Origin of the sequence: Bifidobacterium intestinale, from assembly GCF_023656765.1 — a bacterium.
Lineage (GTDB): Bacteria > Actinomycetota > Actinomycetes > Actinomycetales > Bifidobacteriaceae > Bifidobacterium > Bifidobacterium hominis.
Window position 1 is genome coordinate 64,810 of the sequence record NZ_JAMOKR010000001.1, and the last position, 24,327, is coordinate 89,136.

At 56.0% G+C, this 24,327-nt stretch carries 18 protein-coding genes and 2 riboswitches; of the genes, 14 read left to right on the forward strand and 4 right to left on the reverse strand.

What is annotated here, in order from left to right; translation table 11 throughout:
• Positions 1-9 precede the first annotated feature (9 nt).
• The 10 genes from NBH13_RS08650 (at position 10) to NBH13_RS00265 (ending at position 11,423) form a co-directional block, all read left to right on the forward strand.
• A complete protein-coding gene (locus NBH13_RS08650) occupies positions 10-138 on the forward strand; it encodes a hypothetical protein (protein WP_284702936.1) in 129 nt (42 codons plus the stop codon).
• Positions 139-247: 109 nt separating this feature from the next.
• Positions 248-907, forward strand: a complete 660-nt coding sequence (locus NBH13_RS00225) for an alpha/beta fold hydrolase (RefSeq protein WP_270199680.1) — start codon at positions 248-250, stop codon at positions 905-907.
• 17 nt (positions 908-924) lie between these two features.
• A complete protein-coding gene (gene dtd / locus NBH13_RS00230; protein WP_250778484.1) occupies positions 925-1,404 on the forward strand; it encodes a D-aminoacyl-tRNA deacylase in 480 nt (159 codons plus the stop codon).
• 53 nt (positions 1,405-1,457) lie between these two features.
• Positions 1,458-2,450: a D-2-hydroxyacid dehydrogenase gene (locus NBH13_RS00235; RefSeq protein WP_117501732.1), complete on the forward strand. Its 993-nt coding sequence runs from the start codon at positions 1,458-1,460 to the stop codon at positions 2,448-2,450.
• 55 nt (positions 2,451-2,505) lie between these two features.
• Positions 2,506-3,231, forward strand: coding sequence for a potassium channel family protein (locus NBH13_RS00240; protein WP_033524046.1), 726 nt, complete (start codon positions 2,506-2,508; stop codon positions 3,229-3,231).
• Between the two features lie 412 nt (positions 3,232-3,643).
• Positions 3,644-7,363 carry a DEAD/DEAH box helicase gene (locus tag NBH13_RS00245; protein ID WP_250778845.1) on the forward strand — a complete coding sequence of 1,240 codons (3,720 nt, stop codon included), beginning with the start codon at positions 3,644-3,646 and terminating at the stop codon, positions 7,361-7,363.
• A 214-nt stretch (positions 7,364-7,577) separates the two neighbouring features.
• Positions 7,578-7,730, forward strand: a riboswitch (FMN riboswitch).
• Positions 7,715-8,359 carry an ECF transporter S component gene (locus tag NBH13_RS00250; RefSeq protein ID WP_154035195.1) on the forward strand — a complete coding sequence of 215 codons (645 nt, stop codon included), beginning with the start codon at positions 7,715-7,717 and terminating at the stop codon, positions 8,357-8,359. It overlaps the preceding riboswitch by 16 nt.
• A gap of 77 nt (positions 8,360-8,436) precedes the next feature.
• Positions 8,437-10,821: an energy-coupling factor transporter ATPase gene (locus NBH13_RS00255; RefSeq protein WP_250778486.1), complete on the forward strand. Its 2,385-nt coding sequence runs from the start codon at positions 8,437-8,439 to the stop codon at positions 10,819-10,821.
• A gap of 79 nt (positions 10,822-10,900) precedes the next feature.
• Positions 10,901-11,086, forward strand: coding sequence for a hypothetical protein (locus NBH13_RS00260; protein WP_250778488.1), 186 nt, complete (start codon positions 10,901-10,903; stop codon positions 11,084-11,086).
• Between the two features lie 31 nt (positions 11,087-11,117).
• On the forward strand, positions 11,118-11,423 hold the full coding sequence (locus NBH13_RS00265) for a YhbY family RNA-binding protein (RefSeq protein ID WP_022245108.1): 306 nt from the start codon (positions 11,118-11,120) through the stop codon (positions 11,421-11,423).
• 125 nt (positions 11,424-11,548) lie between these two features.
• Here the strand turns inward: NBH13_RS00265 and tenA are convergent, their stop codons facing one another.
• Positions 11,549-12,223, reverse strand: a complete 675-nt coding sequence (gene tenA, locus NBH13_RS00270) for a thiaminase II (RefSeq protein ID WP_250778847.1) — start codon at positions 12,221-12,223, stop codon at positions 11,549-11,551.
• Positions 12,224-12,308: 85 nt separating this feature from the next.
• A riboswitch (TPP riboswitch) is annotated at positions 12,309-12,419 on the reverse strand.
• Positions 12,420-12,535: 116 nt separating this feature from the next.
• On the opposite strand from tenA, the gene NBH13_RS00275 reads away from it, so the two are divergent.
• The 3 genes from NBH13_RS00275 (at position 12,536) to NBH13_RS00285 (ending at position 15,882) form a co-directional block, all read left to right on the forward strand.
• The gene (locus NBH13_RS00275) at positions 12,536-13,549 is read left to right on the forward strand and encodes a glycosyltransferase family 2 protein (RefSeq protein WP_250778489.1); all 1,014 of its coding nucleotides are present in this window, start codon (positions 12,536-12,538) and stop codon (positions 13,547-13,549) included.
• A gap of 243 nt (positions 13,550-13,792) precedes the next feature.
• A complete protein-coding gene (gene ppgK / locus NBH13_RS00280) occupies positions 13,793-14,560 on the forward strand; it encodes a polyphosphate--glucose phosphotransferase (RefSeq protein ID WP_003834570.1) in 768 nt (255 codons plus the stop codon).
• Positions 14,561-14,718: 158 nt separating this feature from the next.
• Positions 14,719-15,882, forward strand: coding sequence for a pyridoxal phosphate-dependent aminotransferase (locus tag NBH13_RS00285; RefSeq protein ID WP_250778849.1), 1,164 nt, complete (start codon positions 14,719-14,721; stop codon positions 15,880-15,882).
• A 79-nt stretch (positions 15,883-15,961) separates the two neighbouring features.
• On the opposite strand, the gene NBH13_RS00290 is transcribed toward NBH13_RS00285, so the two are convergent.
• The 3 genes from NBH13_RS00290 to NBH13_RS00300 form a co-directional block, all read right to left on the reverse strand.
• Positions 15,962-16,762 (reverse strand): ATP-binding cassette domain-containing protein, encoded by an 801-nt coding sequence (locus NBH13_RS00290; protein WP_186291083.1) that lies wholly within the window; start codon positions 16,760-16,762, stop codon positions 15,962-15,964.
• 114 nt (positions 16,763-16,876) lie between these two features.
• On the reverse strand, positions 16,877-18,538 hold the full coding sequence (locus NBH13_RS00295) for an aryl-sulfate sulfotransferase (protein ID WP_144171431.1): 1,662 nt from the start codon (positions 18,536-18,538) through the stop codon (positions 16,877-16,879).
• 138 nt (positions 18,539-18,676) lie between these two features.
• Positions 18,677-20,896: a hypothetical protein gene (locus tag NBH13_RS00300; RefSeq protein ID WP_250778491.1), complete on the reverse strand. Its 2,220-nt coding sequence runs from the start codon at positions 20,894-20,896 to the stop codon at positions 18,677-18,679.
• 93 nt (positions 20,897-20,989) lie between these two features.
• Between NBH13_RS00300 and NBH13_RS00305 the strand changes: the two genes are divergently transcribed.
• Positions 20,990-24,295: a tetratricopeptide repeat protein gene (locus NBH13_RS00305; protein WP_250778851.1), complete on the forward strand. Its 3,306-nt coding sequence runs from the start codon at positions 20,990-20,992 to the stop codon at positions 24,293-24,295.
• The last annotated feature ends 32 nt before the right edge of the window (positions 24,296-24,327 follow it).

Genomic DNA, 24,327 nt, shown 5'->3' on the forward strand with positions numbered 1-24,327 from the left:
CTTCATACAATGAACGCAGTCATCCGAAAAGAGGCCGTCATGAAATATGGGATGAGAAAACCTAACTGGAACATCTACGACGCCGAAACGAACGACATGGCCACGAAAATCCACAACAACCAATGCATGGTGAACTGACGGAAACGATTGTAGCCGGCGCCGTCTAGCATGCAATATGGGAAATGACGCCGGCCACAACGACCGGCCAAGACGGACGGAACACACGAAAAGGCGAATCAAACACAGCATGGGCAAGAACGGCACGCAACCAACAACGAAAAACGTCACACCGGCGGTCACGCCATGGGGTAAGAACCGTGTGAAGAACACCGAAACCGGCAAGCACGTGCTCATCATGCCGGGCATTGGATACACCGTAGACCGACCGCTGCTGTACTGGGCAGCGCAGGCGCTTGCGGCCAACGGATGGTTCGTGGACCGGCTCGACCTGAAACTGACGGAAAGCGTCGAGTTTCCGGAAATGATCGCCTGCATGGAACGCGTGGTCGACGAGTGGCGCAAGGCGGCGCTCGAACATGCTGCCGAATCGGGTGAGGAGCCGCAGTTGCTGGTCGTCACCAAATCGCTCTCCACACTCTCATATCCGCATTCCGCAAAACTAGGATTGCGCGTGGTGCTGCTCACCCCGGTACTCAATCCGCCGCCATTCGACAAGCACAAGTCGGTCATTCCCGCGCCGCTGCCAGGAACTGCCAGCAGCCCTATGCCACTAATCTGCGCAGGTGACGCCGACCCATACTACGATGACGCCAAAGCGCATCTGCTCACCGACCATGTGCGCACGTACGCTGGTGCCAACCATTCCATCGAAGTGCCGGACGATTGGCAGACGTCGCTCGACTACCTGAAACAGGTCACGCAGGCCATCGTCGACTACGCCGGCTGAAAAGAACGGGACGGAATATGCGCATCGTATTGCAGAAGGTCAGCGAAGGATCCGTCGACGTGGTCGACGAGACAAGCGGAGAAGTCGACACCACATTCGAACCACAGCATATAGGCATCGGCTATGTGCTGCTCGTCGGAGTGGAAGACACGGACGGAGCGAAACAAATCGACTGGCTCGCCCGCAAAATCGCCAACCTACGCGTCTTCGAAGACGAGAACGGCAAAATGAACCGTTCCATCCACGACGTGAACGGTAGTGTGCTGTCCATCTCCCAATTCACGCTATACGCGAACGTGCGCAAAGGCAGCCGCCCAAGCTTCGTGAAAGCCGGAGCGCCCGCGCACGCCGAACAGACATGGCACGGATTCAACGACGCCCTGCGCGCACAAGGACTCGAAGTAAAAGAAGGACGATTCGGCTCCCACATGCGCGTGCGGCTCGCCAACGACGGTCCAGTCACCATCATCTTTGACACCGACGAACTCGGCGTCTGACCCAGAACCCAACGTGAAACCCTATATCCGACGATTGTCATAGGGTAAAACGCATGGGAATATGGAACGACCGCAAATTGATCGTCAACTGCCTGCCGTTGACCGAATCCGAACGCGCGCAATTCATACGTGCTGCGAAAGACATACCACAGGAATTCGTCGGCGATTCGACCCAACGGGGAAGCATGAGCTGGACCGCCGCAGTACCGGAGGAGCTCAAAGCCAAAGCCACCGCGGTCATCGGCAACATCGCGCCCGAGGAATGCGCGCAATGCCCCAAACTCGAATGGCTGCAAACTTGGAGTGCCGGAGTCGACAAATACCAGCGACCCGGCATCCTACAGCCCGGATCCATGCTCACCAATGCCACCGGAGCCTACGGACAAAGCGTCTCCGAACACATGTTCGCCATGATGTGGGCCATCATGAAGAACCTGCACATCTATGCGGCAAGCAACCCGAATGCCATGTGGCAAGACGCGGGCCGCGCCGTCAGCCCCAACGGAAAAACGGCGCTCGTCATCGGAACCGGTGACATCGGATCACACTTCGCACGACTCTGCAAAAACGTCGGAATGACAACCATTGGCATTCGCCGTAATCCCGCCGTCGAAGCGCCGGGCGTCGATTATATGGTCGGTTTCGATTCCCTCGACGACGTGCTGCAATACGCCGATGTGATCGCCATGTGCGTACCATCCACTCCGACAACGTACCACCTGCTCAATGCGGAACGCATCGCATCTCTCAAACCTGACGCCATCATCATCAACGCGGGCCGCGGCGACGCCATTGAAAGTCAGGCGCTTGCCGACGCGCTCGCGGAAGGACGAATCCATGGCGCCGCGCTCGATGTGACCGAACCGGAACCGCTGCCGGCCGACTCACCGCTGTGGTGCGAGCCGAAATGCCTCATCACCCCACATGTGGCGGGAGGCAACCATCTTGAGATCACCGAACGCAGTATCATCTCCATTGCATTAGGCAACGTCCGCTGCTACGCCAACGGTCAGTCGCTCGACAATCGCATGCCCATCAAAAGCTGACGGTCGCGCGTGCGGGGAGACCCGTATGATGGCAGTCGGGAAGAAAGGAAAGGGTATGACATTGAACAAATGGCGTCGTGCGACGGAATGGTTTATGACGGCATTGGCGTTGGTGTTCCTGTTCGCGTATTCGTGGGAAGTTCTGGCGAGGACGCATATCCTGTTGTGTGAAATGGTGATCAACATCATCTGGATGGTGTTCATCGCCGACTGCGTCGTTTCGATCCTGCTGGCAGAAGATAAGAAAACTTGGTTCAAAGACAATCTGCTGATGCTGGTGTCCATCGCATTGCCCGTCTTCAGGCCGTTGAGACTGCTGCGTCTGGTGGCAGTGCTCAACGTGCTTAATCGTACCGGTGGCATGGCGGTGCGTGGGCGCATCACACTGTACACATGCTGCAGCGTGACACTACTGATGTATATCGGCGCCCTTGCCGAATTGGATGTGGAACGTGGGGTTCCAGGCGCTTCCATCACCGATTTCGGTGAAGCGATATGGTGGTCGTTCGTGACCGTCACCACAGTCGGCTATGGCGATTTGTCCCCGGTGACATGGCAGGGAAGATGCATCGCCATCGGACTGATGATAACCGGCGTTGCCCTGATTGGCATCGTCACCGCGACGCTGGCTTCATGGATCGTCGACCGTGTTCGTGACGAGACCGACAAGCGCGCGGATGAGGCGGAATCGGAAACGGAACAGTTGCGCCACAATGTGCGGGAACTGACGGACACCGTCAACCAGCTGCGCGATGATATTGCGCAGCTGCGCAGGTTATAGCGGTTCTCATGCCTGCAACGGTATTATCGGTCGGTTCCACGGCCAACGCGGATCCAACCGATAAGCCGACAACCAACCCCACGGCCAGCAATCCGGACAATACGGACATCATCGAATTGTGACGACGCCACCCTCGCGCTGCTGGAATCCGAACCGGTGGAACTCGATCCATGGCAGCCGCTCACCAAGCGTTGCCGCTGATATAACCGGTATGGAGCGAAGCCGTGGCTGGGATTGCAGCCACGGCTTTCCTGTTCCGCTGTGCTGATACTCTTTCATAAGAACAAATGTGCGAACGATTGGGGTTCAGTTGGCGGATACTTTGCCATGGCTTTCCGACGAACTACGCAGCGAATGCAGCACGCCGGTACTGCAACGCGCACGCGGAATCCGCAACCAATGGCAGGGCAAAATGAGCGCCCTGACCTGCCTGAACGATCCGGAATCCGACCGGATCACCCTATGTGCCGTCGTACGTGGAAGCACATCGCCCTCCAGCAGGTATGATGTGCAGGCCACGCTTGATTTGCATGATGAGCTTTTCTTGGCCAGGTATTGCTCCTGCCCCGCGTTCAACGGTTCGCAGCACGGTTATGGCACGTATTCGTCAGCATATTCACCCAGCTACCGCAACAATCCAAATTATCGCAGTTTCGACGATGATGACGATGAATATGATTACGTCGACGATTATGATGATTTCGGTTCAGGATCAACGTTCGGTCACGTGCAGGACGATGACGAGTTCGATTCGGATTCGGCTGGGGGACGCCGCTATACCGGCATGTGTAAGCATGTCGCCGCAATGCTGCTGCTGTTTCTTGACCAGCCCGAACGGTTCCACGGATTCAAGCGAAGTGGCGTGACCTCGCATATCCTCTCCGACTATATGCGTGCGCTGGATGCGAAGAATGACAATACCGGTCAAAGCGCGCAGCTTGACGTGCTCAAGCGCATCGTCGACGCGAAAAGCCGTCTCGCCGACGAGCAACGAGGCGTCATTACGCAAGAGGCCGCGAAAACAAAACGCAAGAGCGGTTCCATCATAGTGAAACCGGGAAGTGTGCGTCTGGAGCCCACGCTGATCATGAACCGTGAGCTGTGGAGCCTGACGTTGAAAATCGGCTGCGGCGACGCAAGTTATATCATCAAAAGCATTTCCAAATTCGTAGCCGACATGCACGACGAAGCATACGTGTCATACGGGCAGAAACTCTCGTTCACCCACACTCCGGATATGCTCGAACCGTTCTCGCTGCAGCTGTTCCGATTCCTGCAAGGTGTTGTTGGATCACGTGTCGCCGCACAGCTGCAGAACAACTACTATTACGCGCCAGACGTGCGTATCGAACGTGAAATCATGCTTACCGATGGGGAATTGTGCGATCTGCTGAACCTGTTCGGAGCGGAATCGCAACAGGACTACATCGAAGACGTGCTGATAGCACGTGGGCCGGTGGAAGCTCCCAAGCATGAGGAACGTGAGAGGGCGCGGCAGCTCACTCCGGATGATTTCGCCCATACGGATGATACCGCTCCGGACTATGTCGAAGTGACCACGCCAGGGGAGCCCAGATCGCATACTATCGCCATATTCGATGGCAATCCGCAATTTCGATTCATCGCCGAATATGTGAAGGAAGGCGCTTCGTCGGGCGTGCGTATCACGTCGAACCGTACCATCACGGATCGGATTGTCGGGCAGCGGGGTGTGTATCTCATGAGTGCCGAACATAACGGCACTCCGACGGATTCCCACATGATGCCAGTGAGCGGATTCTTCCGTTGCACCGACAGCATCCTTCCCGCAGTGGACGCGTTGATGACGTTGTGCGCGTCGAACGTTAGCGATGGTGTGTTCATCGCAGACAACGACTGGCCCATGTTCGCACGAACAATACTGCCAAAACTTACCGAGGCGGGCATTGGCTTCGATATTCCGCAGGAAGTCGCCGAACGGATGGGAGTCGACTGCCAGATTGAATTCTACTTGGACCGTGATCTGCAGGGCATCACCTGTGAGGCTGTGGCACGATACGGTGATTTCGTGTTCCAGTTGGTGCCGACCGCTAAAGCACTACGAGGCGTGATTAATCCGGATTCGCGGTCGAAAGCGGCGCTCATCAAACGAGATACGGCTCGCGAATCATTCGCGGTGCAGGTGGTTCGCCAGCTTTTCCCGACATGGAGTTCCATTGACGTGGCGCGGGTTCGTGAGGAAGACGAACAGACGATTCTGCTCTTGCTCACCGAAGGCGTGGATATTTTGCGCTCGGTCGGGCAGGTGTTCTCCACGGCCGCGTTCGACGGCATGATGATGCCAAGCAGCCCTACAGTGAAGGTCGGACTGTCCATCGACTCGAATCTGGTTGAGATTTCGCCGATAGCCAACGAAGTGCCGATGAACGAGGTCGGTGCGTTGCTGAATTCTTACCGCAGGAACCGCCGCTACCATCGCTTCAGGGACGGTACGTTCGTAGATCTGAAGAACGCCGATCTGCATGAACTTGATCAGATTGCCACAGATCTTGACCTTGATGAGCAACAGCTTGATTCCGGAAGAATCACCATTCCTGGATATCAGGCGTTCCTCTTGGATGCTCAAGTTGATGACGATGGCAAAAGCGAATCGTTCGTCGACTATGTCAACGATGTGAAAATCATCGACCCGAAACGATATGAAGTGCCCAGCAACCTCAAGAACGTACTGCGCCCATACCAGGTGGAAGGCTTCCAATGGCTTTCCACCTTGTGGGACAAAGGCTTCGGTGGCATTCTCGCCGACGAAATGGGTTTGGGCAAATCCGTGCAATTGCTGTCACTGGTGGAAGCTCGCAAGGGGAGCGGTCCAGCGTTGATTGTCTGCCCGGCATCCCTGGTATACAACTGGGCTGCCGAATGCGAGAAGTTCACGCAGGATCTTACCATCGAAGTCGTGGCAGGCACGAAAGCACAACGGCGCAAACTCATCGCAACCGTGGCGCAGCAATGGAACAATTCGACTGAGACCAACGAAACGCAGCAAACCGATGTGGTGATCACCTCTTATGATTTGCTGCGTCGAGACGTGGATGATTATGCCGACTGCCGATTTGCATTAATGGCACTTGACGAAGCTCAATACATCAAAAACCATGCCACCAAACTAGCCAAAGCCGTCAAGCAAATCACCGCCGAACACCGGTTCGCATTGACGGGAACCCCCATCGAAAACCGGTTGAGCGAACTGTGGAGCATATTCGACTTCCTCATGCCCGGATTGCTCGGAACCTACACGAAGTTCCGAGAAAAATACGAACAGCCGATCATGGCACCCGGTTCGGAACATTCCGTCATGGCCGACAAACTGCAGGCTTTGGTCGGACTGTTCATTAAACGACGTCTGAAAAAAGACGTGCTTACCGATCTGCCCGACAAGTTCGAAAACGTGCTCACCGTCAAATTGGAAGGCGAACAGCGCAAACTCTATGCGGCACATGAGCAACGGTTGCGCGCCACCCTTACCAAAACCAAGGATGCCGACTTCAATGCCAAGAAAATCCGCATTCTTGCCGAATTCACGTTGCTACGCGAAATCTGCTGCGATCCGAGACTCGTCTATGCGGATGCGAAAAATGCTTCCGCCAAGCTTGACGCCATTTGCGAACTCGTATCCACGTGCATGGACGAAGGCAAGAAAGTGCTTGTATTCTCGCAGTTCACTTCATTCCTTGACCTGATTGGTACACGTTTGGCTGAGCATGGCGTGAACTTCTACACCATCACCGGCGAGACACCGAAGAAACGCCGTGTGGAACTGGTAGACGAATTCAACGGCAACGATGTTCCCGTATTTCTCATCTCGCTCAAGGCGGGCAACACGGGACTGAACCTTGTGGGCGCATCCGTAGTGGTGCACGCCGACCCTTGGTGGAACGCCGCCGCGCAGAACCAGGCCACCGATCGTGCGCATCGTATCGGTCAGACGCAGGATGTGAACGTGTACCAAATCGTAGCCAAAGACACCATCGAGGAACGCATCCTCAAACTTCAGGAGAAGAAAAGCGAACTCGCCCAACAGTTCACCGACTGTACCGCATCCGGAGGCGTCGGCACGCTCAGCAAAGACGACCTACTCGACCTGCTGGCATAACAATCAACGTACCTGCCGTTTGCTTGAACGCACATGCTACGAAAGCAACAGGCCACACCGTGCGGCAACGCACCATGAGGCGACGTTCATGCCATAGGCAAAGGCACATAAGGCTAAGATCATGGTTTCCGGATTCGAAAGATGATGCTTGATGATAATAGACGCCAGTGAGACGCGATTTGCATATTTTCGAAGATAAGAGTATATGTTGCCATGCAAGTTTCAGGGAAGGTGAAAATCCTTACTGGCGGTAACGGTACGACTGACGTTCATAACAGTCCCATGCCGAAGCCCGCGACCCGCGAAAGCGGCTGATCCGGTGAGAATCCGGGGCCAACGGTCAAAGTCCGGATGGAAGAAACGGGGCTCAACATGAGTGTATCCTCACCAAATAATACCCAAAACAACACCGCCGAAATCGCCAGCGAAAGCATGACGCGTCCCGACAACGCGCATTCCACAGGCGTGGCCGATTCCGGACGCTGGTCCACCAAACGCATCGCCATGTATGCGCTGTTCGTGGCGCTGTCGATGGCCGTCAGCTTCGTAGACTTTCCCATCATGCCAGGCGTGGAATGGCTGAAATATGATCCGTCCGGCATTGTCAGCCTGGTAGCAGGTTTCGCCTACGGTCCAGCAGCGGCGGCAATCGTCAGCGTGCTCGGTTTCCTGCCGCACCTGTTCACCAACCCATGGGGCACGCTTATGGCCGTACTCGTGGCTTTGGCGCTATCCGTGCCGGCAGCACTGATCTACCGCAGGAACAAGACCCGCAAGGGCGCGGTCATCGGCATCATCGTCGGTGCTATCGTGGCTTTGGTGGTGGCGATTGTGGGCAACCTGATCGTCACGCCGTTCTACGCGCACATGACCACCGCACAGGTCGTGGCATTGATCGTGCCGGCGCTTTTGCCGTTCAACGCGTTGAAATTCACCATCCATGGCGTGATCACCTTCCTGATCTACAAGCCGATCTCCAACCTGTTGAACCGCTGAGCCTCGTTCACCATATCGATTCCGCATATTGATGAATAGGAAGGAACCTTTCGACGTATGGAAGGTTCCTTCCGTTTATGAAAGACGATTCCATGAATCCTGATAGCGACACGAACATCGTTGCGGTCGAATTGCGTGATATTCGTTTCACGTATGACGCCGGCGCGACCTGGGCGCTCGACGGTGTGAACCTGACCATCCGCCAAGGAGAACGTGTATGCTTGGCAGGCCCAAACGGATCAGGAAAATCCACACTTTCACGCATCATTGCAGGGCTTGCCGCACCCGATGCCGGACATGTCACGTTGTTGGGAAACAACGTATTCGATGAAAGCGGTGCGCACGCTGACGCTTACCGCAGCGCCCGGCATGGTATCGGGGCGGTTTTCCAACATCCGGAAGATCAGATCGTCACCACCATTACCGAGGATGATGTTGCCTTCGGTCCGGAAAACCTTGCCATTGCGCATGATGATATCGATATGCGGATCGCCATGTCACTTGACGCAGTTGACATGAGCGAACAGCGAGAAGCCGATCCCGCGCGAATGAGCGGAGGTCAGCAACAGCGCGTCGCCATCGCCGGCATGCTTGCCATGAATCCTGAAATCCTCGTGCTCGACGAGCCTACCGCCATGCTCGATCCGCAAGGCCGCGCCGACATCATGCATATTCTTGACGAATTGCAGCAGCACGGCACAACCATCATTCTCGTCACCCACCATCGTGACGAATTCGCCAATGCTGACCGCATCATTCGCCTAGATAACGGGAGTATCGTGCAAAGCGCTCACGGTGATACTGCAAGTATTCCGGAAATGGACGAATCAGACACAGCGCAAGAAGACAACCCAATTGCCAAATCCAATATCGCAAATGGCGCATCAAAGCCAGCATCGGCTGTACCAATCATTGAAATCCGTAATCTGACATACCAATATCCAAACAGTAACAAGCCTGTGCTCGATAAGCTTTCCATAACCATCAATGCGGGCGAAACCGTGGCCATCACAGGGCATAACGGTGCAGGCAAAACCACCCTCGCGCGTCTTCTCTGCGCGCTTGACCAGCCGCAATCCGGCAACATCACCATCAATACCATTCCTGTCGCACGCCAACGCACCAACGGCAATATGCAGTCGCTCAAACGTGCGGACCGTGAGAAACTGCACGCCACCATCGGCTACGTCATGCAACATCCCGAACGTCAGCTTTTCGCCGAAACCGTAGCCGAGGATATCGCCTACGGACCACGCAACCAACATCTTGACGAAACGCAGGTATCCGAACGCGTCAATCAAGCCATGACGCTGCTGCATATCGAGCATCTTGCCGATCGTTCGCCATTCGACCTTTCCGGCGGACAACAACGACTTGCCGCCATAGCGGGCGTCATCGCATGCCAACCGCAGATCCTTATTATGGACGAGCCGACCGCAGGACTTGACGAGGCGGCTACAACCCGCGTGCACGATCTCATCCAAACCCTCCACGCACAAGGCGTCACCGTACTCATCATTTCCCATTCACAAACGGAAATCGACGTGCTCGCAGATCGAGTGATCGCGCTTGATCGCAGACAAAACGGTAATGTCGCTACTCGAAATATCGAAGCCAATGGCACTTCCGAAACGGCAGGTTCGAAGAATCCGCACGCGATTGACTCCGGACGTGCAAAGGGAGACGTCCGTGAAAACCGCAGTTTTATGGAACGGCTTGACCCGCGCGTGAAGATGGTGAGTGCGTTGGCGATCATGTTCTCCGCGTTCGCCATCAGATCCTTCTGGCAGTTGCTTGTGGCCGCACTGCTGACCGGCATGATCGTTGCGATATCAGGCATCGGCGTGAAACAACTGTTCAAATCGGTTCACGTGTTCCTCGCATTGTTCGTGTTCTGCGGACTGCTCAATATATTCTTCGTCCGATCCGGCAACGTTCTTACGAACATCGGGCCGATTCCAATCACCGACGACGGTGTGCGTATCGCCATACTGTACGCCTGCAGATTCGTCGTGGTCATTATCGTCGGAGCGGTATTCCTTGCCACCACCACGCCCACGGCCATCACCGACGCATTCGAAGCGTTGCTCAAACCTTTCGCAAAATTAGGCATGCATGCGCAGGAGATCGCGTTGGTGATGAGCCTCGCATTGCGGTTCCTGCCCACGTTGGGAAGCGAAGCGAAAGCCATTGTGGATGCGCAATCAGTCCGAGGCGGCAGCATTGAAACGGGAACATTCGTGCAGCGGATCAAAGCGATGACCGCCATTATCATTCCGGTATTCGCAGGAGCGATACGCCATGCCGATAATCTCAGCCTTGCACTCGACGCACGATGTTACGAGGAAGGCATCATGCGCACGCACTGGCGAATCATGCGGATCGCCAAACGTGACATCGCCGTAGTCGGTGTGGGTGTGTCGTACATTGCCGCGTTGGCTCTGATCGCTGGACTATGCTGAGCATTATCCACTGGTGTACCGCTATGAGAGCGTCGCATTGCTTGACGTAATTGCAGCGGGGAAGATGGCGGGACCGCGTATGCCCGCGTCGGGGACACTGCTGGCCATCCCGGACGGGCATGGCACTCCATTGATCGCATTGGAAAACGAAATCGCCGAAGAAGCACGTCTGAACACGCGCAGGAACATCGAAAACGGTGTGAACGCCATCAAAGGCGCGGGAGGAGTGATATGCAAGGTTTTACTGCCCTCACGCTACTCTTAAGCAAGCATCATAGATAGGAATGGAACAAGTTATGGCATTAACCAAGAAGCAGGTCAAGCAGTTGCGCGGCCTGGCCACCAAGCTCAATCCGCTCATCCAGGTCGGCAAGAACGATTTGAGCGAAAACGCCATCAAGCAGGCGGACGAGACCATCGAAAAGCGTGAGCTCATCAAATGCTCTGTGCTCGATGGATCCGGACTGACGGCTAAGGAAGCAGGCGAGGGGTTGGCCGAAGAACTGAATGCGGAACTCGTACAGGTTATCGGCAACCGTTTCGTGCTCTATCGCCGCTCCCACCGCGATGACGTGGAGCATATTCGTCTCGTACGCGAATAAAGCGGGAAACTGACGCGACCAAACATAACAGGGCGGGTGCTTTCTGAAAACCAATCAGAAGGCATCCGCCCTATTGCAATGAAAATAAACAATCGGAAGTCAAGAAGACATGCGATGGAGCGGTGTCAGCGCTCCTGATTCCATTCGGACTTCCACGTGTACTGCATGTCGTACGCGCTGGCCCAGAACATGTACTCGTTCTCCACGCCGGTCACGAAAATGTCAATCAGCTCGCGCTTGCGCTCCTCGCTCACGTCGGCTACCAGCTTTTCGATATGATCGAGCAGCCATACGGAATCCTGCCAGAATTCGTCGGTCTTATACATGTCGACCCAGCTTTTGTACGGATTGTCGTCAAGCGTGTCGGCAAACTCGGCGGCAAGACGGTAGCCATAATCCGCATACACCCAGGCGCACGGCAGCACGGCCACAAGAATGTCGAGAATGTCCTTGCCGTAGGCGATGGAAAGGATATTCGACGTGTAGGCGCGCGCGAAGGCCGACTGACGTACATTGTTCATCTGCTCTTCGGTGATGCCATAGCTGGCCAAGTAGGAACGGTGCACTTCGGTCTCCACCTGCAGGGCGCCGTTTTGCACCTTGAGCATGAACGCCATGATTTCAGGGTCGGTGGTTTTAGCCAATCCCAGAGCGTGCACTCTGGCGTAATCGTTCACATAACGAAAATCCTGCAGCAGATAGAAGGCGAAACGTTCGCGTTGCAGTGTACCTTCGCCAAGCTCGCGGATGAACGGCTGCTGGTAGCCTTCCTCCCAAACCAGGTCAGCGGCCTTGCGCATGCGCTGCGCGAACGGCGGAAGATTGTTGCGTTGGATGCCTTTGGTGGCGTCGAACGCATAATCGAAATCGGTTTTTGATGTCACAGCAGTCACTAGACATGCCTCCCTACGCTGGTGTTAGCCATCAGGTTCAAAGGGTTCAGACCTCACTTGGCCCATCTCAACCCGACAAACACGGGTTCCCCTGCATTACGCCGTACATTATGGCAAAGCCGCCCGAAATGTGCAAGGACCTGTTCGCAGAATGGAATCGTGCCGCACGATGCGAACGCCGTCGATGTTCGGTTGAGGGCGAGTGCAAGAATGGAACGCATGACTGAAAAGCAAGTTGCGAAGAACACCATCGGAAAGCTGGCTATCGTCGTGGTGACGTACAAGCGTCAGCAGCTGCTCGCCACCCTGTTCGAGTCCATCGAAAAACTCACTGTGGCGCCGTGGCGCATCATCGTCGTGGACAACGAGCACAGCGACGTGACCCAAGGCATGGTCGACGATTTCCGTGAAGCGGTCACCGCGCAGTGGGGCAATACCATCGCCGACCAGTCGGGCAACGAAAGTCGCGTGGTGTACGCGCCGCAATCCGACAACCTCGGCGGCGCAGGCGGCTTCTCCGCGGGTGTGAAGAAGGCATATGAGCTGGGAGCCGAATGGTTCTGGGTGATGGACGACGATGTGGCCGTGATGCCTGAAGCCATCGAACGACTCGCCAAGTGGACCGGCAGTCATGATGTGATCCAGGGCAGTCGATACGACTATGATGGCGGTCCGTTCTACTGGCAATACGATTTCATCATTCCCCTCGGCATCCCCAATCCGATCGCTCCGGCCGCATTCGGACGCCCCGGCTACCGCGTGATGGATACCCTATGTTTCGAAGGAGGGCTATTCCGCCGCAACATCGTCGAACAGATCGGCTTGCCGGATCCGCGTTTCTTCATCTACTGGGACGACACGATGTACGGCTATCGCGCCAGCAAAGTCACCAACCCGATCGTGGTGCCCGACGTGATTCTGCGCCGCACTCGTGAAATCGGCAATTGGGATATCGCCGGCGTACGCCAGCTCAACTCCACCTCCGACATGAACCGTTACCACATCATGCGTAACCGAGGCTACATGGCGCGCTATTTCATGGCGTTCGGCGATTACCGTCCGCTGATGTTCGGTCTGGGTACGCTGCTGACCGCCGCCAAGGAAGTCATCCGTCTGGTGATGGTGGACCGAGAGCATGTGAAGACCGGCTTGGTGCAGATCGCCAAGGGTTGGTGGGATTCTCGCAAGCTGCTGCATGATCCGGATTGGAAGCCGATGCCGCCGCTCAAGTGATGGGTCGCACCGTTTTCAGACGGTCATTTTCTTACTATTCGCCCCATGTCGATGCGTTGAATTGACATGGGGCGAATCGTTTGCAGAAAAAAAGTTGCAGAATAAATCATTTCATTGCGAAAAATTATGCAATCGTATTCACCATTTGTGCTTTTCCGGCGCGTTTTGGGGCATGGGGCGAGTTACTATGGCGCTTACCGGTTCGATAACACCCACTATGTACCTTGATAGGAGAGGTCGAAGATGATTGAAACTGCACAGGCGTTTGGCGTTGACATTGGTGGCTCTGGCATTAAGGCAGCCCCGGTTAACCTCGAAAAGGGCGAGTTTGCCGAACCGCGTCTGAAGATCCTTACCCCGGAAGTTTCCACCCCGAAGGCCGTTGGTGAAATCGTTCGCCAGCAGCTCGAGCATTTCGAGGTTCCCGAATCCGCTCCGGTTGGCATCGCCTTCCCGGCTCCGATCCACGTGGGTGAGAAGCTCGGCTACATGGCCAATCTGGACCAGTCCTGGGTCGGCGTGGACGTCACCGAAGTGTTCTCCGAAGCTTGCGGCCGTCCGGTCACCGTGGTGAACGACGCTGACGCAGCCGGCCTTGCCGAACAGCAGTTCGGCGCAGCCAAGGGCCAGGACGGTCTGGTTGTCGCCACCACGCTGGGCACCGGTATCGGCACCGCGCTAATCTTCAACGGCGAACTCATTCCGAACACCGAGCTTGGGCATCTGGAACTGCTCAAGGGCAAGGGCGACGCCGAAAAGTATGCGGCATCCTCCATCCGTGAAAAGCTTGATATGGGCTACAAGAAGTGGGCCAAGCGACTGACCAAGTACTATTCCCTGATGGAGTTCTACTTGGATCCGCAGCTGTTCGTCGTCGGCGGCGGCGTGTCCCGCGTGTCCGAGAAGTTCCTGCCGTACATCGACATCAAGACCCCGATCGTTGCAGCCAAGTTGCACAATGAGGCTGGCATCATCGGTGCCGCGTACTACGCAAGCACCAAGCAGAAGTGATTCCGTGAACCATTAAGGTTCCCAACCTTCATATAAGCGAGAGCCGTCCGATTTCATCGTCGGGCGGCTCTCGCCATTTCATTAATGATTGTGAGGCGAAAGCATACCATCTTGCTTGACGCAACGACTTGCGCAACCCAAGGAGTATGGTGGAGACCATGCGTTTTTCCTCCAGAGTCGATATCAGCGAGCCCAATTTCATCGCCAAAGCGGAAGCGGAAGCCAAAACAAACGGCATCACGCTCGGCAAACTCAACGACTCCAATCCAACCAAGCATGCGCTCGCGCCGGAATTTCTGCCAGACATATACGGCGCCGAGCCACGCGGCCAACAGTATGCGCGCGAAGCGCTGGCCGCATTCCTTCAAGGGCAAGGCAATGATGTTGCCGTCGAAGACCTGTACATACTGAGCTCAACGTCCGAAGCGTACTCGTGGCTGATCAAGCTCCTGTGCGATGCCGGCGATGCCGTGCTCGCGCCGAAACCCGGCTATCCGCTCATCGAATCGATTGCACGACTCGAATGCATCGACATGATCGAATACCAGCAGCGATTCGACGGATCCTGGTATATCGACGTGGCCGAGCTTCGCGAAGCACTCGAAAGTGAAGAAGGCGAACGTATCCGAGCACTGGTGCTCATTAACCCCAATAATCCGACTGGCTCATATGTCAAACCATCGGAACGTGAAGCCATCGTGCGGCTTTGCCACGACCATGAGGTGGCCATCATTGCCGACGAAGTGTTCTACGATTACGATCTGGAACCGTTCGACGGCAACGCGCGTCTTGCGGGGGAGAAGGGTGCGTTGACTTTCGCATTGGACGGGTTTTCGAAAACTTTGGCTGCGCCGCATGCCAAAGTCGGTTGGATCCAAGTGTCCGGTCCGGCAGGAGAGGTGGAAGAAGCCAAGCGCCGGCTCGACGTGATCGCCGACGACTATCTGCCGATGAGCGAAATCATCGCCAAACAGATTCCCCTCATGCTGCAGACGGCTCCAGCGCAGACTACGCGCATAAAAAACCGCGTGCAAGCCAATCTCACCGCATTGCATGCCATGCTGGACGCCGACGAAAACGGCATGGTCAGTGTGTTGCGTGCCGAGGGCGGATGGAACGTGCTGTTGCGCGTGCCGAGCGTACTTGACGAGAACGAGTTGGTATTGGACATGATCGAACGCCATGGAATTTCAGGCCAACCCGGTTACTTCTTTGATATGACGTCGAACGGCTATCTTGCGATTTCGCTACTGCCGGAATCCGACGAATTCCGGCATAATGTGCAAGTGGTGCTTGACACCGTCAACACAATGATCGCTTGAATCGTGCCGTTGTGCCGCAATTAACGCCAAAAGCGGCACAACGACGCCATTCGGACAATACGATCGATCGGAATATGAATCAGGCTTTGGAAGCCTCGTATTTGGCTCGGATGAGATCTGTGTAAAAGGCGACAGCCTCATGTGGATCACCGTCGAACACAACCTGATGGTCGTCGACCACCAGTGTGCGGTCGATCGCATATTCCGCACGAGTGATCAGTTCCGTGTCATGCGTGGCGAACACCACTTGCTTGTCGTAACTGAACAAGGCCTTCGCCACATGCGCGGACGCCACCTCATCCAAACCCTTGGTCGGCTCGTCGGCAACAATCACCGCGGGAGAGAAGCTCAATGCGGAAGCGATCGCCAGCAGATGGCGCTTCTCGCTATCCAACGCGGAAGCAGGCTTGCGCGCGACCGCAGCCAAATCAAAATGCGCGAACAGATTGCCGATAATCGCCTGACGTTCGCTTTCCGGCACCTTATGCTTCTTCAACGGCTCATCAATCGCCTCACGAATGGAATCCGCCTTGTAATAACTGTTCGGAATCTCCTCGCGGCGAACACGACCGATCATCGACTCGATACGTTTCAGATCACGCTTCACCGACGGATCGCATACAACGCCATTCGCGCCGATGCGTACCGAACCGGACGTCGCTGTCAACGCGCCATCCAACAACTGCAATAGCGTGGTCTTACCAGAACCATTCAACCCGATCACGGCCACACGCTTGCTTTCCGGAGTGATCGTCAACGACGTCGGCTTCAAACCGACATTGCCATCCTCATACGTGTGGCCAGCCTGGTCGAGTGTGAACGTGACATCATGCGCCACTTCGGGACGCTTGGATGAGAACAACGAATCGAAAAAACCCATGCTGCCCATTCTACGGGCGTGCCGAACCCGCCACATACGAAACGGGGACAGAAACCCAAACCCCTACAAGGAGTTCAGATTCCAGTCCCGTTAAGATTCGCGAATGCCTACGCGTCAGGCGAAATAGAATCCCGAGAAATCGTGCTTGTACACACGATAGATGTATGCGCTGTTCAACGTCATATGGAACTGCACCAACAGATCGCCATCCTCGTCGTACTGGCCGAACAGGCCCTTCATGCCCGAATCGATGAGAATCTGGCCGTTGTCCAATTCCTGTGCGGAACTGACATACGGTGAATACGGCACGTCGAACGACGACACTTCCGTATACGTGCTTGCATTCTCGTCGACCAGATACTTGCGATACTGCGACTCCGCCGTGTCGGAAGACAGTTCGGTCGAGATGCCGTCAATCACCGTCCAGTCAAAATCAGGACGCGTCAGTGAAGTGCCGAAATTATTGTCGAACATGTACAGGTAATATTGGCCGTCAGGCAGCGAATCATCGGCGACGTATGTGATGGAATGCTGTCCGCCGGTATCGGAAAAATCTCCGTTTTTCGTCAGGAAGCTGCTGACCTCATCGGTGCCTGCCCACACGGACGGCTCGCCGATCATATAGTCGAGCGTCGGATCCGATTCCATATCATCCACCTTGATGATGGTGGACGTTTCGCGTGCGGAGAACAACGCGGAACCATCATCCAACAGTTGGATGGTGTTGCAATGCAGCCAATCCCAACGATTCTTGGCGCTCGAATCCGACTCGTCGGTTCCCGCATGCGTGGTGGAGCCCTTATAGTCGGCGAACAGTTCACCGAAATCCACCAAGCTCGTCACACTGCCGGTGGAGGTGCTGAGCTTGATGACCTGATCTTGCACGGCATTGTCATCGCGGCCTATCTCGGTGGCCAACAGCACGATGTCTCCATTGGAATCCATCGCGTAATCGTGGTGCAGAATATAGTCGGATCCAAGATCATAGATCTTCTCCAACTTGCCGAGACGGTTCATCGCCACCATATGGTGCGTGGAAGCGGAGAACCACATGAGTCCGTCATCGTCGAACAGCAGACGATGCGAACGATAGTAGAGCACGGGAATCTCGCCGCGCAGCACGCCGTTCGTATCGTAATAGAACATGAAGTCCTGTTCGTCGGAATCGTTGCCGAGAATGGCATACAGGCCATCGCCCAGATCTTCGCCGGAATCGGCTGCGACGGTCTGCTCCAGCTGCACTTCCTCATTGCCAAGAAGGTAAGCGCCCTTATGTTCGAAGACATGTGTACGGGATTTGCCATCGGCGTCGGTCAACGTGATGGTGATGGTGTTCTTCTCGCCGGGAATAAGGCCGAGTAGCTGGAATTCATGGGTTTTGCTGTATTGCGATTGCTGGTAGGCGTCACGGGTGAAATCCGTGTAGCCGTCTGCATGCACGGTATAGGAGACGGCAACCGCGTCGTCGGTAGTGAAATACACATACAGCGACGTGGTGTTGGTGCCATACGGATTCTCGGTGACGAACATGTCGTCTTCCGTGGCGGCGAACTTGCTTTTTCCCTGCTCGAGCTTGTCGTCGGCCATATCCTGATAGTCGACCGTGTACACATTCTCGATACGTGCGTTCAGCCGTTCGATCCTGTTTTGTCTGATGGCCGCATCGACGTTGTCGTAGCTGACGAGACAGACGCCCAATGCGATGGCCAATGCGACGACGGCCGCGGTCCAGCGTCTGACACGAGGATGGTTCGACAGAAGTGGAAGCGATTTCATAACTGATGTCTCCAACAAGGGTTCATCTCATAGCGAACAGTTACGACACCACTGTTATCCGCAAAACTCGGAACAAACCGGCGATTTTATTGGACGGATCGTAACAAAACCCTGAAATAACCCTGAAAACGCCGTGCCTCATATCAGGGTGAACCACGACTGCACGTCGTGGAACAAACCGGGATCATTGCGTATCATTTCGTCGTCGCGACCATATAGGAACAACGACAACACTGTCACCGCCAACATGAACAGCAGCAGCGCCAGCACCAGTACGCGCAACAGCCAGCGCAGCCGCGGACGATCGCAATCCAGCGCAATGAGCAGCAGAGGCAACGAAGCCAAGGCGAACAGCCAACCGAAATCGGCGATGTAACGCCATCCAAGACCACCCAGCCGCGCGTCAAGCGCCACAATCAGCAAACCCAACAGCAGGAATGTCGTCAGCGTGCGCCACATGCCGGCATGGTCACGAGCGTGCATATGCCGGCGCAGGAATGGGCATGCCAGCGAAGCCAATGCGAGAGGTGCCATGACGAACAAGCCTCCAGGCATCGCCTCCGTGAACCCCCAATCCTTCAACGGGGCGGGTTCGACGGCAAGGAACGGGAACATATTCGTCCAACGCAACGGCAAAAACAGATAGTATGCGACCGTCCAAATGAAATTCGACCACGATTGATGGTAACTCGTCATATCCGTGACCGTCAGCTGATACGACGAACCGAAATCGAATGGCGAGGAGAAACGCACCATGTTATAGGCGAACAACGGCACCACCACAACCAATGCGGATACCAGCACGGCCAAAGGCGCACGCAACGCATGCAACATGGCGCAGGCACGCCCATGCTTACCGGAAGCGAACACGCCATCACGCAACTGTTTGGCAATCGCACGAATCTGCGGCCAGAACAAAGGAAACGCGGCGAACGCCACCACCACAAACGACGGACGACAACCCACATTTGCGGCAATGCACACCGAACCGGCAGCCAAACGAGGCAGCGATAACAATCCGACCGCATTCCCCTCGCCGTCCTCGCCAGCGTAGGCCGTGGATGGACGTTCGGCTCCCAACCATAGCCACAAGCCCAACGTGCTCAACAACAAAGACGCCGCGATCGGCACCGAATAGAAATTCGTCCGATACCACAAATACGGAGCATTCGACGCCAACAACACAAACACGCACAACATGCTGACCGCAGCCACCGAAACATGCGGACGCACACGCTTGATCACACGAATCGTCAACAGGCACGCGAACACCAAAAAACCAAACATCAGCAACGGCACCGCAGCGCCCGACGGCATCATCAGACCACCATCATCCCACAACGACGTTATTGCACGATACGGCACAAACAACAGCAACGCCGGCACCACACCAAAATACGAATACCAACGTCCATTGAAAAACGCATAATCCCAATACACAGGACTCACGCCATCGGCAAGCAACTGCTGCCGGGTCGCCACATCATACGGATCATCCGCATCACGCAACCCCTGGGGCACATCCAAATCAAGCCACGCATGACCATCAAGCAACGCCCGAGCCACATGATCATACTGATCGTAATCATACGTATACATGCCATCCGTATGAAAGCTCAACGGCACGGCATACACCAACTGCCACACCACCACCGCAGCAGTCACCAACCCAGGAACCGTCAGCAACACGCCCAACGCCACCCGCTGACGCACACTCGACGTATCCAACGGCACCTTCCACAAGCGCGAACCCGGACGCCACAACGCCACCAACACCATCACCAACACCAACAACGCCACACGCAGCGGACTCACCGAAAAAGGCACACGCACATTCGCACGCACCGCCTCAAACGGAATCAAAGACCCCTTCGGCTCCACCACCTGCACACGCACCGTACGACCAGCCGCAGCCCTCACATACAATGAACGAGACGAATCCAACGACACCGAAGTAAGCTCACACGCCCTACGATCAGCATCAGGACGCACACGCACCGTACGCAACACGCGCTCACCCTGCCGCTCAGCCCCCTGCAACACCTCATCAGAAACAGGAACAACACGCACATAATCCGACGAACCATCCGCCGCCACCTGCAAATACGCCTGCGTCGGATCAGTAACCTCCAACAACCCATCATCACGACGCTCAAGCCCCGGCCCCAACGTGTTATACGCAGCCGCCGAATCACCCGACGCCGCCAACGACTGGAAAAAAGGCACATTACACAACACGCACTCAACCAACGCCACCACAACAAAAGCGACTACAATAGCTGCGCGCACACGATGACGCGCCTGAAAACGCTGTTTCGAAAAAACCACAAATATTATTCTAAAGGCTGCATGTCGCATTGAATTGAAAGAATAGCCCACATGTCACACCTCACACCAGCATCGCCATCAGCACACCATCCACACCAAGGACGGACCATGCTCAACCACGCCATGCAAGGGGTACGACAACTCATCAACCACAACAAACACCCCCACAACACCACCGACACCAACCCCTTCGGCAAAGCCCTCAACACGCCAGACGACATCGTCGCCGAACTCACCCGCAACGCCATCAAACTCAACCCACTCATCAAACGGCACATCATCAAAGGCTTCGAAGGCGTACCAAACACACTCCAACTCGGCTGGGCACAACTACCGCAAACCCAAGGCAAAGCCTTCTCCATCGGCCTATTCACCGACACCAACCACTTCGCACAAATCGCGCTCGCCGACAGCAAAGCGCGCGTCTTCGCAGGCACCGATCCCGAAATGGACGTGCAGGAACTGGATCCACGCTTCATCTTCGTCAAAGAGGAGACCCTCACTCTGCCGGACGGCCCACGATTCGGGCATGCTGCGAACGGCACGCCAAAAATGGTACGCGCATCACAAGGCGGTGTCGTAGGGCGCATGCCCGGAGGACGCATGATGTGGCTCGCATCCTGGCTCAAAGTCGGCAACCGCTACACGCTCGAACAGATGCGCGCCAACCTGCCGGAAGCCATGCGATTCGACCTGGAATACCGTGACGCCATCACCATCGCGTTCTTCGCGGCCTACATGCTGCCGCAAATGAACGGACTACTCGTAGGATTCGGCACTGGCAACATCTTCCGCAGACTCAACAGAGAAGCGCCTATGGGCGCGATCCGCCGATCCATCAGAGATACGATGAGTGCCCGCTCGCACGGCATGCGCGCCTCCGGACTCGAGGATTATTTCGCCGACCTCATGCGCGAGGCCGGGGCGCTCGACAAAGACCAAGGCCTTGAGTCCGTGCATGGCGCGGAACCGCTGCACCTGTACACGTCCAGCTATTCCGGCTGCTACTTCTTCGCATGGGATTCCACGTTGCCGTTCTCAGCATCGTTGCGTGCGTTGAACATCGAAGGCAATCTCAACCGTTTCGCCGCAGTCAGCTCATGGTTGGAACGCAACGCCCGTATCGGCAAGCTCCCCACGGAAGATACCGTGACACGGGCCGAAGCGGCGCAGATCGACATGGCGCTGCTGGAAAATCCGGCGTTGATCGCATTGAAACCGGATGACGAATTCGGCGCAATCCTCGACTCCCAACAGGATGATGGCGTGCAGGCCGTCATGCGTTTGATGGACATTGCCTCGGAAACCAGGCGTTCCATTGCCGAAAACACGACGGTCGGCACGGACAGCGTCGCCTTCGGCAGCGAAGGCGGTTCGGAATGGGTGTACCGCCAGACAATGTCTCGGCTGCTACGCAGCATGCGCCTTCCGTACCGTTTCGACGTGGATTTCCGATGCAGCCTCAAGGACGGCAATATGGCGATCGGCTTCACTTCCGCAGGCGTTTCCATGATGCCGTCCACCAGATACGATGCGGCACGCCATGCATGGGTGGATATGACGGACGCCGAACGCGCTCGCATGAGCGCGGACTACAATCTGCGTGTCGGACTGATGATGGCTGCGTTGAGTTTCGGTGCCGATCCAGGCATCCAGCGCGTATCGATGCATATCGATTCGATTGGTTTGGAAGAGGCCGTGGCCGAGCAGGATTCCGCCATCAGCGAGCTGATGAGCGAGGCATTGGCCGCGTTCGAACGAATCCGTACCGGAGATATGGGCGTTTCCGGATCCAAAGCCGATCCGAAAGACGGCGATTTCCATGGGGATCCGTCTCGGCCGGTGACGCCGAAAACCGCTGACTTGGGTGTCGATGGCGGTGACGGTGATGATGCGGACGATTCGCTGAACAGACAGTTCGAGGATTTGATAAAGGATATCGACTTCGACGAGATGACGTTTGCGGTTCCTGACGAAGCTGCAAACGAGTCCACCGGAGAGGAGGGCGATTCCGAGCATTTCACGCATGACGGTCTTGATGCTGGTTTGATTGGCTATAACGATTTCGACGGGGATGGCGACGATCCGTTGAGCCAGCTTCGCAAGAATCCGACCGTGCGCAATTTGGTGACGGTCACCTTTACCAGAGGCGAGTTCATGGAACGGTTGGGTGAGTGCGGACTGTCTGACCCGACAGGTACGTACCGCATGTTCGACGCGGAAATGGATGTGGATGGTCTTGGCGCATTGAAACCAGTGGATGCCGCGCTCAACCTGCGTGACAGCCGTTTCTCTCCGGCGGGAAGCCAAGAGGAGCCCGAGCTTTCCGATGTTACATTCGACCATAATACGGCGCAACTGTTCGGCTGCCGCGACATGTCGGGGCTGTCCATCCAGCGTGTGGACCTGCTGCAGCGCGCGGTTGGTGAATTCCATAGGATCGCGCAGGATCCCCTTCTGGAGTCGGTAGCCAAAGCGAAGCAGGCCATGGACATCATCAACGCCATCGCCGACCCTGAGTTAACGGTCTTGGCTCCGCAAGTGACGAGCGCTCTTATCGATGGCAAGGACACGCCGGATTTCTCATTCCGCGTGGCCGACGAGCTTGACGCGGAACGCATCAAGGCGAGAGACCTGCTGTTTTCCGGACAGGTCGACCAAAGCGTGGAACTGGCTGAAGCGGCGTTGGAACGAATGGACCAACTGTTCGCTTCGAATCCGGGCGTGCCGCGGTATTTCAACTCGTATGCGGAACGCGTCATCTACAATCGCATGTTCGCCACGGAAGGCGAACGGACCGTGCTGATTCCGGATAATCTGTTCTACGCGCATATGGAACTCGCCGACGTGCTCGCACAGGTCAAAGGCGTGAAGGCCGCGTTGCCGCATCTCAATGCGATGGTGCGATACGCGCCGGCCTATCCGCTCTCGCACCTCAAACTGGCGGTGCAGTTGGCACGCTCCGAGGATTGGGATCCAGCCAGAGCCGCATGTCTCAACGCGTTGCATGTCGCACTTGACCGTGAGGACGCATCGTTCGCCTACTATAGGCTTGCCTACGCGGAATGGATGTGCGATCACTTCGACATCGCGGCCGCCGCATATATCATGAGCGAGGAGATCGCACCGGCGCGTATCGCCATGTTGGAGGGTGAGCTTCAGGAATTGATCGGACGTGCGCAGTCGCAGTGCATTCCGGTGCCTACCAATGTGTCGGAAGCCATGCATGTGCTTACGCAGGCTGGACTGCCGGTATGGCCCAACACACAGGTTGCATCCTTGGTACGCAAGGCCGCGCGAGTCTGCGTGGACGAGGGCATGTTCGTGCCGGCACGTACGCTTTCGGTTGCCGCTTCAAGGATGGATGACGAGGAGCGCGACGGTGCCGATGTGGTGCAGATGCAGTTCCTGAGGTCGTTGAACAACTGACCGGCACCATCCGGGGCGAACAATTCAGCGTC